A 13572-nucleotide genomic window follows, 5' to 3' on the forward strand; every position below is an offset into this window, starting at 1 on the left:
TCTTGTTGATCGGCACCGTCTTGAAGCCGGTCTGGCCGGGCTTGATGTTGGCGCCCGGAACGTCCGGGATGCGGTAGGCGGTCTTCATCCAGTACTGATCGTCGGGCTTGTCCAGCACCTCGATGTCGGACAGCATCTTGACCCAGTAGGTCGAGTACCAGCCCGGCACCACGAGCCGCAGCGGGAAGCCGTTGAGCAGCGGCAGCTGCTCGCCGTTCATCGCGTAGGCGATCATCACCTCACCATCGTCGGCATGATCGAGATCGAGCGACTTTTTGAAGTCGGGCGCATCGTCCACCACCGGCTCGTCGAGGCCGCTGAAACGCACCTGGACGGCACCGGCCTTCACCCCGGCCTTTTCGAGGACGTCCTTGAGGCGCACGCCCGTCCATTTGGCGTTGCCCATCGAGCCGTTGGCCCATTGCGCGCCGGGCACTCGAGGCTCGAACAGCCCGCGGGAGTTGCCCGAGCACTGGTTGACCGCGGCGATCTCGAAGCGCGGCAGGCCGGCGATGGCATCGAGGGAGAGCGAGAGCTCCTTCTCGACATGACCATGGACCTTGAGACGGAAGGTGCCAGCATCAACCTCTGTCGGGATCGAGGCCCAGTGCCAGCGCACGTAGAAGCGGTCATTGGGGGTGAACACGCCCTCGTCGAACACCGAAAACGGCGTCTCCAGCAGCGGCGGATGGGTGCGCTGGAGGATCATCTCGCCCTTGCCCGGAAACGCGGTGGTCAGATCCCGCTCATCCGGGCCGCCCGGCAGAGGAAGCCTCACAGTGCCCTTGGCCCAGGCCGGCAGCGCGGCGCCGAGGCTGCCGAGCCCGAGTCCAACCAACACGAGGCGGCGGTTCGTCGGTCTGTCCAGTCCGGGCATGGTCTCTCCCCTTGAAGAATGTCGGCGTCGATGCGTTCGAGGGCACCAAGCCCGTCGCGATACTTCGCGACCAAGGAGATGCTACGGGATGCGAATTATTCCCACCAACGGTCTTTCGTGATGCGAACGATCTCTCGACGTGATGATTTGGGAATTTTCGATCTCCGCCCCGGTGGTACCGGATACCATCTCGACGTCAGACCGCCGGTGCTTCGACGGGCGCGGTCCGGCGATGCCCAAACAGGGCGTGACGTTCGGCGAAACCGCGCGGGGCGACGGTGCCGAGCGGTTCGAGGGAATGCGCGAGGCCGTCGAGGAAGGTGTCGGTGGCGATGAGCGGGGTATCATAGGTCTTGCACAGGCGCTCGACGCGGGCAAGCACATTCAGATCGCGGCCGATCGCCGTGAAATCGACCCGGTCACCGCCGCCGATATTGCCATAGGCGACCTCCCCGACATGAAGTGCGACGCCGACGTCGAAGGCAGGTCTATGGCCGTCGCGCAAGGTCGCAAGCGCATCGAGCGCGGCCTCGGCGGCACGCAAGGCGGCACGGCGCGCCTCGGCCTCGTCGCGATCGGCATCGAACACGGCCAGTAGCCCGTCGCCGATATACTTCAGCACCTCGCCGCCTTCCGCCTCGACGGCTGGCACGATGACATCGAACATCCGGTTGAGGGCGGCCACGACACGGTCGGGGCTTTGCCGGTCGGACAGTTCGCCGAACCCACGCAGGTCGGTCAGCATCATCGCGGCCCGCATGAGGCGTACGTCGCCGCGCCGCACTTTGCCGGCTAGGATTTGCCGCGCCGGGTCGCGCCCGACATAGGCGCTCAGGACCGCGCCAAGCATGTCGTCGAGCGCCTTGATCTCGAACAGCAGCGAGAACGGCTCGACCAGCGTCAGCAACGTGTCGATCTCGATCGGCGTGAAGCCGCCCGGTCTCGCCGTGGCCCAGGAGGCGGCACCCATGCGTCCACGTGCGGCGCGCAGCGGCGCGATGAGGTAGTCGGTCAGACCCTCGTTGCGAAGCTCGCCGAGCACGGGAAACGGCAGCGGCCCATCCCCGTCGAGGCGGCATCGGAATGGGGTCCGCGTCTTGACCACGTGTTCGACGGTGTTGCCGTGGAAGGTCGGGGTGCCCTCGATGCCGTGGCGGCGACGCAGGGCTAGGCTCGACGCTCCTGGATGCCAGACGCGCATCACCCACCGGAACGACGGATGCAGGGTCGGCGCGTGGGTGGTGGCGCGGGCCAGCGGCAGGCCGAGCCCCGAGAGGCACGCACTGAACCCATCGAGAAGGGCTGCCGCGTCCACCGCTTTGCGACCCGGCCCTATCAACCATCCCGTCGCCTGCGCGACCGCCTCGGATGATGATTGGGACGAACGTGTCACGGCAGTTCTTCCATCAAGGGGTCGGATCGATGCCATAGCGCGGATCAGACGAGGCCGAGCACATGGATCAGGCCAAGGCTGACGGCGCCGAGGGCAAGGAGCGAGGCGACCACAGCGAGGGTCACCCGCGCCCCGGCCTTGGCGACGCTGCGCACGTCGACCCCGAGGCCGAGCGCCGCCATCGAAACGATGGTGAGCCCGTTGGCGGTCTCCGACATCGGCGCGAGGGCGATCTGCGGGATCAGCCCGGCCGAGCGAAGTCCCGCAAGCGCCAGGAAGGCGAGGATGAACCACGGCACCAGACGCTGGATCGCGAGGCCGCCGCGCGCCGGGCGGGCACCGGCGGTAACGCTGGGAGAAGCCTCGTCCGTCTCCTCGCGGAGCCGGCTTGCCCCGAGCGAGAGGACGAGCACCACCGGCCCGAGCATCAATACCCGCACGAGCTTGACCAGGGTGCCGACCTGAACGCTGAGAGCGGCCACCGGCGCAGTCGCGGCCAGCACCTGCGGCACGGCGTAGACGGTCAGGCCCGCCAGCACGCCGTACTGCATCGGGGACAGGCCGAGCAACGGCACCAGAAGCGGTAGGCCGAGTACCACGAGGACGCCGAGCACGGCTGTGAAGGCGATCGAGGAGGCTACGTCCTCGGCCTCGGCCCCGATCACCGGGGCGGTCGCCGCGATGGCCGAGTTGCCGCAGATGGAGTTGCCGCAGGCGACCAGGATAGCGAGACGGGGATGCAACCCGAGCGCCCGGCCGATGCCATAGCTCGCCGCGATGGCAGCTGCAACGACGACGACGATGCCCACGAGGAGCCCCGGGCCGGCGGCGAGCAGGGTCGCGACGCTGAGCGAGGCTCCGAGCAGGACGACAGCGATCTCCAGAACGGTCTTGGCGCCGAAAGCGATACCGGGGAAGAAACGCTGCGACGGGGTCCAGGCGGTGCGGATCGCGGTTCCGAGCACGATAGCCAGCACCAGTGCCTCCAGCCAGGCGCGGCCGAACAGGTACTCCTCCAAAACCTCAAGACCGACGGCGATCGTTGTAACCGCGAGGCAGAGGATTATGCCCGGTAGGACGCGGTGCACGGTTGCGACGATATTAGTACGGGGTTCGCTGATCTCGTTCGACATCGTGGTGGCTCCTGTCGGTAGCGTACCCTCGGCGAGGACGAGATTTTTATCCAACAGAACGTCGAGATGTTTTTGATCTGTCGATTCGAACGATGCTGGGTCGATTGGCCTTTGGGGAAGGTCTCTGCGGTTGGGTCCGCACGCATGGCCTGTAACTTCCGGCGCACATGACTCTCATCGCGCATGAGGCTCAACCACGAGCGAAGTCATACCTCATATCGCATCCATTAGGTGCCCGGTTCGGAAGTCGACTTTCTCTGATGCTCCTGCCAGATCCGCTTGAGCGTCGCACGCGTTGTCGCGAGAACGCCACAGCGGCGGTCATGCCAGTGCTCCAACAACACGTCGGCCTCGGCCTCCGTACGAGCGCGCGAGAGATCGATGGAGAAGTCCGGATCGTAGCGCTCAGTCGCCATGATCGCGTCGTAGCCCTCTTCACGGGCGGAGCGTAAAGCTTCGATCAGTACGCGGTCTGACCGATTGGGGACGGTACCATCGTCACCGACGCCGCGCGACGAGAGTTTTGCGCTGAGCCGAGTGGAGGGATAGAGTGTCTCGCGAGTGGTCTTGCTCATGATGATCTTATCCTTATCGTCGGTACAAACCTGTAAAAATCTTCAGTTTGTATTTCAAAATTGGCGGGATGTGCTTCTGCATTTACGAGCAATCTCAAGCGTATTTCTTGAATGGGTTCTCGAACCGCGCTCGGGAGCCTAGTTCAACCTCGATAGCCAACAGACGGTTATACTTGGCCAGACGCTCGCCCCGGCACGGTGAGCCGGCTTTCATCTGGCCGCTGCCCATCGCGACGGTGAAGTCAGCCATGAACGCGTCCGTGGTTTCGCCCGAACGGTGCGAGACCATCGTCGCCCAGCCGGCCGAACGGCAGAGTTCGACCGCGGCGACTGTCTCGGATACGGTGCCGATCTGATTGAGCTTGATCAGTGCCGCGTTGCAGGCCTTGCGCGCGATCGCATCACCGATGAAACGCGTATTGGTTACGAGCAGGTCGTCGCCCACGATCTGGATCCGGTCGCCCTGCGCGGCGGTCTGCGCGACGAAGCCGTTCCAGTCGTCCTCCGCGAACCCGTCCTCAATCGAGACGATCGGCCAGCGCCCTACCCAGCGATCGTAGAGGGCGAGCAGGCCGATGCGGTCGAGCCGGCCCGTCCTAGATCGGGACAGGTCGTAACCACCATCGACCGCGAACGAGGTGGCGGCCGGATCAATCGCAATGGCAATATCCTCGCCCGGTCGGTAACCCGCCCGCTCAATCGCCTCGACGATCAGAGCGAGGGCCGCCTCGTTGTCGTCGAGGGCAGGTGCAAAGCCGCCCTCGTCGCCCACCGCAGTGGATAGATCGCGAGCCCGCAGGATCTCCCTGATCGCGGCGTAGGTCTCTGCGGCGGCGCGCATTGCCCGAGAGAAGGTCGATGCGCCGACTGGTACGAGCATGAACTCCTGCACGTCCAGGGAGCTGTCGGCGTGGCGACCTCCGTTGAGCACGTTCAGACAGGGCATCGGCAGCAGGCTGGCTGCGTCCCCGCCGAGATGGGCGTAGAGCGGTCGACCGGTGGCCGCGGCGGCGGCCCGGGTGGCGGCCATGGATACACCGAGTATGGCGTTGGCGCCGAGCCGCGACTTGTTCGGCGTTCCGTCAAGGGCGCAGAGGGTTCGGTCGATACCCGCCCGGTCGATAGCGTCCTGCCCACGCAGAGCGTCGGCGATCTGACCGCGCACATCGGTGACCGCCCCGAGCACCCCCAAACCGCCATATCGCATCGGATCGCGGTCGCGCCGCTCGACTGCCTCGTTGGCTCCGGTCGAGGCCCCCGAGGGCACGGCGGCGGTGGCGCTCGCTCCGCCATCGAGGGTGACGTGCACTTCGAGGGTCGGATGCCCGCGTGAGTCCAGGATCTCCAGGGCATCGAGGCTGCGGATCGTGCTCGGCGTGGTCATGTCAAATCTCGTATTTGAATGGCGATGGCGGGTGCCCGGGCTTCGGTCTGGGATCGGGCCTCAGTGCAGCGCGAGAGCCAGCCCGATTAGGACGGCGATTAGGATCCCTCCCAGGACGATCCAGATGATGCTCATCGTCCCGCGCGATACGCCGAGCGTGCGAGCGGCCTGCCGGTGCTGGTGCGCCAGAAGGCCGAGTTGCCGGATATCCTCTAGTTCCGGGTCGGTCTCGCGCTTCGGGGTTTGGTTCATGGCGGGTCGCTCCAGGATCAGGGTGGGTTAACGGATGAGAGCGCTAGCCTCGATCGTCGTGTCGACTGCCAGCGTGTAGATGCGGATCGAGCCGGTCAGGAGTTCGAGTACCTTGACCTGTGCCGGGCTCAGTCCCTCGACGGCCATGACGAGGGCACGCAGCGAGTTGCCGTGCGAGACTACGAGCGCGCTCCCACGCATCGCGGCTGGGAGGATCCGATGGATGTAGAAGGGCACGACGCGCGCCAGCGTGTCCCGGAGGCTCTCGCCCCCCGGTGGCCCATCGACGTAGGAACGCCGCCAGGTCGTGACCTGGGCCGCGCCCCAACCTGCCTCCGCCGCCCGCTTGTTGAGACCAGTGCGCATTCCATATTGCAGCCGCGTTCTAGCAATCGGCGCCCGGCGGCGCGGGCCTGCTCTCGGCCTCGCGCGGTCAGGGAGACGTTACGCCGACTGGTAAATTCATCGGCTGCGTTGGCCGTGCTCTCGCCGTGGCGCACGAGGACGAGCTGCCGGCGCGGCCTGCTCACGATACGCCTCCCGCCAGAAACGTGCGTGCCAGAGCTAACCCGGCGACGAGGCCGAGCAGCGCTGCGACGACGGAGGCGAGGACATACAATCCCGCGGCCGCGATCTCGCCTCGGTCGTAGAGCGCTACAGCGTCGAGCGAGAAAGTCGAAAAGGTGGTGAAGCCGCCGAGCACACCGGTGGTTAGGAACAGCCTGAGCGGATGCTCACCCGAGCCGTGCAGGACGAAGGTCTCCGCGATGACGCCCATCAGAAACGAGCCCAGCACATTGATGATCAGCGTCGCGAGCGGGAATTCGAGGTCGGGCACGGCTTGCGAGACCGCCACGTTGACCCCGTGACGGATGCCACCGCCGAAGCCGGCTCCAAGGATGATGATGAGTGCGTTCACAAGCCTAGCCCCTCCCCACGTCGGATAAGGGCTAGATTGATCGGCTCGCAGCGCAGGAGGCGTAATCTCCCACCGCGGGCGAACGGATCGCGCCCTCACGGTAGGAGCTATCAGCCCTCGACGAAGGCGGTTATCGGGGAGCTCCATCCCCATCAGTTATCCAGATAGGCGCCCACCGCCCGAAGTCAATACTTAGAGTAAAACAACACAAATTAGTCATTTGGGCCGGCGCAAGTGAGATGAGGCCGCGAGGCGCCTTTCGCATCTCGGATGGTTTGTCCGGGGCTTCCGACACTGCACCGGTGGACGGCCGACGACCGTCCGCGATACGTAGGTGCCGGCCCTGTGATTCCAGAAGAGCTTGCTGGATGGAACGGTCGTGCTGGAACATAGCCGCTTCCGACGCAACGCGGCTGCTAGGATGGCTATCCGCGATTTGGATAAACGACCATTGTCAGTCAGCCGTACCTTAGCAATTGGGCTGGTAGGTGGCCACACAAAAAGAAAATCCTTTTGAGACGCAGTCCCGCCCTGGGCAAGCCGCTCATCCTGCTCGGGCCAGATTGCGCATAGGGCTGCTGCGATATTCAGGATGCGATGGCTGTAGGCGCCTTGATCATCGCCCGGACGCGGTTTGCCAGGACATCGAGGGCGAACGGCTTGGTCATGACCGCCATGCCGGCATCGAGATGCCCGTGGCTGATGACGGACGCCTCGGCATAGCCCGTGATGAACAGGGTCTTGAGCTGCGGCCGGCTCATGCGGGCGGCATCGGCCAGCTGGCGTCCGTTCATGCCCGGCATGCCTACATCGGTGACGAGCAGGTCGATGCGCGTGTCACTTTGCAGGATTTTCAGGGCGGTCGCACCGTCTCCCGCCTCGATGATCCCGTAGCCGAGCTCGCGCAGCACCTCGTCGATCAGCATGCGGACCGCCAGCTCGTCGTCGACGACCAGCACCGTCTGGCCCCGTCTGGCTGGCTGCGGCGCGGCCACGAGGTCGATGCGGTCCTCGACGAAGGATTGTTCGGAGCGAGGCAGGTAGATCGTGACGGTCGTGCCGCGCCCGACCTCGGAGTGGATGCGGACCTGCCCGTTCGACTGGCGCGCGAAGCCGTAGACCATGGAGAGACCGAGGCCGGTGCCCTGGCCTGTCGGCTTGGTCGTGAAGAACGGCTCGAACACGCGCGCGATCAGTTCCGGCGACATGCCCGTGCCGGTGTCGCTGACGCTTAAGGCGACATACTGGCCGGGCGGCAGATCACGGATTGTGGCGATGCCGGGACCGAGATCCTGATTGCTCGTCTCTACGGTCAGCTGGCCGCCATCCGGCATGGCGTCGCGCGCGTTGATGCAGAGGTTCAGCAGGGCGTTTTCGATCTGGTTGGGATCGACGAAGGCCGTCCAAAGGTCGGCGCCGGCCACGAAGTCGACGACGATCTCCGGCCCCGCCGTGCGGTTGACCATGTCCTGCAGGCCCTCGACCAGCTCGTTGATCCCGGTCACCTTTGGTTCGAGCGTCTGCCGGCGCGAGAAGGCGAGCAGCCGGTGGGTCAGGGCTGCCGCCCGCTTCGCGGCGGCCTGTGCGGACGCCATGAACCGTTCGAGGTCGTCGACCTTGCCGCGGCCGAGGCGCACCGCCATCAGTTCGAGGTTGCCGCTGACGACTGCGAGCAGGTTGTTGAAGTCGTGCGCGAGGCCGCCGGTGAGCTGGCCGACCGCCTCCATTTTCTGGGACTGGCGCAGCGTTTCCTCGGCCTGCATCAGCTCCGACGTGCGCTCGGCGACGCGTGACTCCAGGGTCTCGCTAAGCGCCCGTAGCTCGGCCGTCGCCCGGTCGCGCTGCGCTTCCAGGCTGACCCGGTCCTCGACGTTCATGATGAAGCCGGGGAAGCTCGACGCCGTGCCGTCCGCATCGAAATCGACCCGGCCGTTCGCCTCCAGCCAGTAAAATTTGCCGTCCGCGCGCCGCACCCGGTATTGGCGGGCATACGAGCCGCCGCGAGCGATCGTCTCCTTGATCGCGGCATCCAGCCCCGGCCGGTCTTCGGGATGCACGTTCACAAGCACCTGGTCGATCGGCAGGCCAGTCTGCGCCGAGGCTCGGTCATGGCCGAAGGCTAGGGCGAAGCCCTCGTCGAAGGTGAAGAAGTCGTCCTGGAAATTCCAGTTCCAGGTGCCGATGATGGCGCCGGCCGCGAGCGACGTCTGCATGCGCTGCGTGGTCTGCCGGATGCGCTCCTCGCGTTCCTGGCTCTCGCGCAAAATAGCCGCCTGCTCGACGTCGACGGTGACGTCACGCGCCGAGCAATAGACTTTGCCGTCGTCCGGCACCCCCACCCAAGAAAGCCACCGCCAGCCGCCATCCTTGTGCCGGTAGCGGTTCTGGAACCGCAGCACGGGCAAGCCGCGCTCGTTGGCAAGCGCCCAGGCCACTTGCGTGGGAGCGATATCGTCGGGATGGACGAAGTCGAAGAAGGCCGTTTGGGTCAGCTCCGCCTCGGACCAGCCGAGGGTCGCGGTCCAGGCCGGGTTGAGGGTTTCGAACCAGCCCTGATCGTTGATGATGACCAGTAGGTCAGGCGTGACCTGCCAGATGCGGCCCCGGGCGAGGGACCGTTCCGCGACCTGGCGTTCCAGATCGGCATTAAGGTCCTGCAGCGCGGCGACGGCGCGCTCGCGTGCCTGCTCGACGACGCGGCGTTCTTCGATGTCGAGGAGGACGCCGGGGAACCGCAACGGCATCCCGTCCGTCCCATGCTCCACATGGCCGTTGGCCTCCAGCCAATGGTACTGCCCGTCATGGCGGAGCACGCGATATTGATGGGCGTAGCGTCCGCCACGCACGACCGCTTCGTTGATCGCTTCCGCCAGGCCGGCCTGATCGTCCGGGTGGACGGTGGCGACGATCTGGGCCAGCGGGATGCCTTCGCGGCCGAGGGCGGGATCGAGGCCGAAGGCCGTGGCGAAGGCCTCGTCGATGGTGAACCTGTCGGCCGGCATGTCCCAGAGCCAGGTGCCGATGATCGCGCCGGCGGCGAGCGCCAGCTGGACCCGCTCGGCATCGATCTATGCCTTTACGTCCTGTTGCTCCGGGGTCTGGGTCAACCGATCGAGGTCCTCTGCGCGCGGCTGAGAAAAAGCCGTCGACGAAGCGCGGCCGGCCAGGCCGGTGCGATGATCGTCCTCCAGACGGCGAAGCGCCGTGCGGACAAGGTCGCTGATCGAGGCGTAGCCGCCATTCGCGATCATCTCCTCGGCCCATTGGGCGAGCGGCGCCGTCAAGGCGATATGACGCGAGTGCTTTGCGGCCATGCTCGGTCATAGCAGGACAGCCTAGGGGTGTCGCGATTTTTACACCGCCCCCTCATTGCGCTTTGGTACAGGGCACAAGCGATATAAAAATCAAAAGCTTCGGCCGGGAATTAAACTAAGATAGATCATAGCTTCCATATCGGTGGTAAGGTTCTCCGTTGGCGATCGATTCCGCCGCAACCCTAGGGCCCTTCACGGCCCAACGAGCAGATTTCTTATCTGCACGGATCGCCGCCATTTCCGACACCAGAACATGACGATAGCCAAGACCGCGCACAGCCCGTGAGGCTCCCTGCCGAACCCGAAGGCACGGGAGCTTCGATCGAATCTTGGGTCGCTCGCGGCTTTGCGCGCTTCGTGCGAACGACTGGCGCGATCGTCCTCGTCGTCAGCATCGCGGTCCTGTCCGGCTACGCCTTGCATCGGCCGATCCTGACGATGCTGCATCCCAGCCTCCAGGCGATGTCGGTCCTCACGGCGGCTGGTCTCATTCTGCTGGCTGTGGCGCTGGGTGCGGAGAACTCCGGGCATCGGTACTTCGCACGCAGTCTGAGCGTGCCCGTCCTCGTCATCGCTACCGCCCTGCTGGCAAGTCATACGTTCGCTGGCTCGGATGTCGTCAACAGACCGCTGACCGAGTACCTGTTCGGCGGCAATCAGGGGCTTGCCGGGCGCACTTCCGGCGCCACGGCCGCCGGCCTGCTGCTCCTCGCGACGAATACACTGCTCGGCAGCCGGGAGGATGCCCGAGGCGCGAACCTCGCCGATGCCTGCGCGGGTTTGACCGCTCTCGTCGGCGGCCTCGCGCTGATCGGCTACGCCTATGGGGTACAGGACCTCTACGCGTTCAGCCCGTTCAACACGATGGCCATCCATACTGCGATCGCCCTGATCCTTCTCGCTTTCGCCGCGCTCGTCGTTCGGCCCGGGCGGGGCGCCGCGGCGGTCATCGCTTCCAACCTCGCCGGCGGCGGCGCGACCCGGCGCCAGCTCGCCGTCACGCTCTTCATCCCCGTACTGGGCGCCGGCCTGCTCCGGGCCACGGACGCGCAGCGGGTCGGGCCCGGTATGGCCATGGCCCTGCTGGTCTCGCTCACCGTAGCCGCGCTGACACTTCTTATCTTGCGCGACGGTCGCCTTCAGAACGAGTTTGACCGCGAGCGGCGCGTTCGCAATGCCGTCCTGGCTCAAGCCAAGGCTGCCCTTGAACGGGATCTGGCGATACGTGTCGAAGCGTTGAACGCGGAGACCGGCGAGCGCCTGAAGGCCGAGGATGCGCTGCGGCAGTCGCAGAAGATGGAGGCGATCGGCCAGCTCACCGGTGGCGTGGCGCACGACTTCAACAACCTACTCACCGTGATCCGATCGTCTGCCGATCTCCTCGCGCGGCCCGACCTGCAGGAGCCACGGCGGCGGCGGTACATCGAGGCGATCATCGGTGCCGCCGAACGTGCCGCCAAGCTCACCGGTCAACTGCTCGCCTTCGCCCGCCGGCAAGCCTTGAAGCCGGAGGTGTTCGATGTCGGGCATAGCGTGACGGCGATCGCCGACATGGTCGGGACGCTCACCGGCGCCCGCATCCGCATCGTCACTCAGGTGCCGGACGAACCCTGTTTCATCGACGCCGATCCGAGCCAGTTCGACACCGCGATCGTCAACATGACGGTCAACGCCCGCGACGCGATGGACGGGCACGGCGACCTGACGATCACTGTGGAGTCGAGCGACGGCATCCCGGCTGCTGCAGCGCAAGCGGCGACCTCGGGCGCCTTCGTGAGCGTGACGATCGCCGATACCGGTACCGGCATCGCGGCGGGCGATCTGGAGCGGATCTTCGAACCGTTCTTCACGACCAAGGAGGTTGGCTACGGTACGGGGCTAGGCCTGTCTCAGGTGTTCGGCTTCGCCAAGCAGTCCGGGGGCGAGGTTCGGGTAGCCAGCAAAATCGGACAGGGCAGTACGTTCACGCTCTACCTGCCGCGGGTCGCCGGCATGAGCCGGGCCGGTGTGGTGGCGGGCGAGCCGGAACCGTTCACGGAAGGACACGGCACACGCGTCCTCCTCGTCGAGGACAACACCGATGTCGGCAGCTTCGCGGTCCAGACGCTGACGGAGCTCGGCTACGTCACCACCTGGGCAGCGAGCGCCGAGGATGCGCTGGCCAAGCTTGCGGAGGATATCGAGCGGTTCGACGTCGTGTTCTCGGACGTGGTCATGCCGGGCATGAGCGGGATCGAGCTGGGGCAGGAGATCCGCCGGCTGCATCACGATCTGCCCGTAGTGCTGACGTCGGGGTACAGCCACGTCCTGGCGCAGAACGGCACCTATGGGTTCGAGCTGCTGCACAAACCCTACTCCATCGACCAGCTCTCGCGTGTGCTGCGCAAGGCATCCACCTGGCAGCGCCGCAAACGCATGTTGGGCAGTTGATCGTCCCGGGCCTTCCCGATCGCGCGACTCGCGTGCATATCCAAAAGCTTCAGACGATCAGCTCCCCTCGTCCCGTTACCTATGACGGCGGAACGAAGCAGCCAGCTTGGCTAGCGCAGTCGCAGCCCTAGTTTTCGCGCCGATGGCCCACTGGGCGGATCGTCCACACCGAAACTCTCCCCGACGGACTATGAGCTACACGGTATCTCTGTTTCGAGCCCCCGGTGACGGCAGCTCGTCCAACCGCTCCGATCTCCGCGACATCGCCACCCTCGACGAAGCGATCGAGATCGCGCGCCGCGGCACCGAGCTGGCCTCGCCCGGTTCGACGCCAATGACGTTCGAGATCCATGACGAGGCCAATCAGCTCATTCTGTCCTACACCGGCGAGGAACGCTCGATCGCTGATCGTTAGACGTTTGGTGTGGCGGCAGCGCCGCGCTAACTCGGTCCCATGCACGATCCGACAAGAGAAATCATGCGGACCCTGGCCGAAGGTGTCGAGGTGGACGAGGCGTTCGCCGCGGACTTGGCTACCTTAGCCGGAGAAGCCGCAGTAAGTGGTCACCGTGCATTCGCGAACGCGTTCATGGCCAACAGCCGTCTGCACCGTGTGAAGGCGATCCAATGGCGCGCGAAGCTCGATGCCCTGATCGAGCTGCATGGCCCGCTCCCATAGAAGCAAGGGTGAGGGTCCATCGATCATGACGGCGCGGGGCAGCCCGAACGTCAGCTGCCGCTTTCCACCGAGGCCGTGTGAGAACGCAGATCCCTCAGGTTCAAGGCGAAGGTCCTGAGAATGTCGCAGAGCGAAGTGGTGGCCTTCAGGCCCGGATCGCCGCCATCAGCGGACCGACCCCGAAGATCTGGATCATCCGCTTCATGTTGTAGGCCAGAACCTGCAGGCTCATCTCTGTTCTGACCTTGGCCAAGGTCCGGGTCAGGAAGTGGGTCGCTCCCATCCAGGCCTTCAGTGTGCCGAATGGGTGCTCGACGGTCTGGCGACGGATCTTCATCGCGTCCGGCATCCGGTCGAGCCGCGCCTGCATCGCGTCGAGGACGCCCTCTTGAACCCAGCGTTTGACACGGCGCGTCTCCGCCGGTGTGCAGCGGGGCTTAAGCGCGCAATCGAGACAGGCCGTCAGGTTGCGGTAGTGGGCCATCTCGTCGCCCTCGGCCCGGCGATCGGACCGGGCCGGCCCCTTGGTCAGGTGCTGGCCGGCGGGACAGGTGTAGTGATCCTGTTCGGCGTCGTAGACGAAGTCCTGTCCCGTGAAGAGGCCACGCTTGGCATG

The 13572-nt window shown here is 65.5% G+C and carries 13 protein-coding genes, 1 pseudogene and 1 riboswitch; of the genes and pseudogenes, 3 read left to right on the forward strand and 11 right to left on the reverse strand.

Annotation, left to right across the window (positions count from 1 at the left end; all coding sequences use genetic code 11):
- The 10 genes and pseudogenes from MKK63_RS16255 to MKK63_RS16300 form a co-directional block, all read right to left on the reverse strand.
- Nucleotides 1-877: molybdopterin-dependent oxidoreductase (locus MKK63_RS16255; protein WP_244003528.1), on the reverse strand; the 877-nt coding region annotated here is incomplete at its 3' end.
- A gap of 196 nt (nucleotides 878-1073) precedes the next feature.
- Nucleotides 1074-2192 (reverse strand): adenylate/guanylate cyclase domain-containing protein, encoded by a 1119-nt coding sequence (locus MKK63_RS16260; protein ID WP_244003529.1) that lies wholly within the window; start codon nucleotides 2190-2192, stop codon nucleotides 1074-1076.
- Nucleotides 2193-2314: 122 nt separating this feature from the next.
- Nucleotides 2315-3403 carry a YeiH family protein gene (locus MKK63_RS16265; protein ID WP_244003531.1) on the reverse strand — a complete coding sequence of 363 codons (1089 nt, stop codon included), beginning with the start codon at nucleotides 3401-3403 and terminating at the stop codon, nucleotides 2315-2317.
- Nucleotides 3404-3630: 227 nt separating this feature from the next.
- Entirely contained in the window at nucleotides 3631-3978 is a 348-nt protein-coding gene (locus MKK63_RS16270) for a hypothetical protein (protein ID WP_244003533.1), read from the reverse strand.
- 94 nt (nucleotides 3979-4072) lie between these two features.
- Nucleotides 4073-5362: a phosphopyruvate hydratase gene (gene eno / locus MKK63_RS16275; RefSeq protein WP_244003535.1), complete on the reverse strand. Its 1290-nt coding sequence runs from the start codon at nucleotides 5360-5362 to the stop codon at nucleotides 4073-4075.
- A 60-nt stretch (nucleotides 5363-5422) separates the two neighbouring features.
- On the reverse strand, nucleotides 5423-5614 hold the full coding sequence (locus MKK63_RS16280; protein ID WP_244003537.1) for a hypothetical protein: 192 nt from the start codon (nucleotides 5612-5614) through the stop codon (nucleotides 5423-5425).
- Between the two features lie 27 nt (nucleotides 5615-5641).
- A pseudogene (locus MKK63_RS16285) lies at nucleotides 5642-6144 on the reverse strand (histidine phosphatase family protein).
- Nucleotides 6141-6533, reverse strand: coding sequence for a fluoride efflux transporter CrcB (gene crcB, locus MKK63_RS16290; RefSeq protein ID WP_244003539.1), 393 nt, complete (start codon nucleotides 6531-6533; stop codon nucleotides 6141-6143). Before crcB ends, MKK63_RS16285 begins: the two are co-directional and overlap by 4 nt.
- Nucleotides 6534-6627: 94 nt before the next feature.
- Nucleotides 6628-6693, reverse strand: a riboswitch (Fluoride riboswitch).
- A 427-nt stretch (nucleotides 6694-7120) separates the two neighbouring features.
- Nucleotides 7121-9535, reverse strand: coding sequence for a PAS domain-containing protein (locus MKK63_RS16295; protein ID WP_409564521.1), 2415 nt, complete (start codon nucleotides 9533-9535; stop codon nucleotides 7121-7123).
- A gap of 66 nt (nucleotides 9536-9601) precedes the next feature.
- Nucleotides 9602-9817 (reverse strand): type II toxin-antitoxin system ParD family antitoxin, encoded by a 216-nt coding sequence (locus MKK63_RS16300; RefSeq protein WP_244003541.1) that lies wholly within the window; start codon nucleotides 9815-9817, stop codon nucleotides 9602-9604.
- A gap of 387 nt (nucleotides 9818-10204) precedes the next feature.
- On the opposite strand from MKK63_RS16300, the gene MKK63_RS16305 reads away from it, so the two are divergent.
- The 3 genes from MKK63_RS16305 (at nucleotide 10205) to MKK63_RS16315 (ending at nucleotide 12956) form a co-directional block, all read left to right on the forward strand.
- On the forward strand, nucleotides 10205-12277 hold the full coding sequence (locus tag MKK63_RS16305; RefSeq protein WP_244003543.1) for an ATP-binding protein: 2073 nt from the start codon (nucleotides 10205-10207) through the stop codon (nucleotides 12275-12277).
- Between the two features lie 190 nt (nucleotides 12278-12467).
- A complete protein-coding gene (locus tag MKK63_RS16310) occupies nucleotides 12468-12692 on the forward strand; it encodes a hypothetical protein (protein ID WP_244003545.1) in 225 nt (74 codons plus the stop codon).
- A gap of 63 nt (nucleotides 12693-12755) precedes the next feature.
- Nucleotides 12756-12956: a hypothetical protein gene (locus MKK63_RS16315; RefSeq protein ID WP_244003547.1), complete on the forward strand. Its 201-nt coding sequence runs from the start codon at nucleotides 12756-12758 to the stop codon at nucleotides 12954-12956.
- Between the two features lie 145 nt (nucleotides 12957-13101).
- Here MKK63_RS16315 and MKK63_RS16320 read toward each other — a convergent pair.
- Nucleotides 13102-13572 (reverse strand): transposase (locus MKK63_RS16320; RefSeq protein WP_244003549.1); only part of this gene is annotated, 471 nt, incomplete at its 5' end.

This window comes from Methylobacterium sp. J-088 (genome assembly GCF_022829295.1).
Lineage (GTDB): Bacteria > Pseudomonadota > Alphaproteobacteria > Rhizobiales > Beijerinckiaceae > Methylobacterium.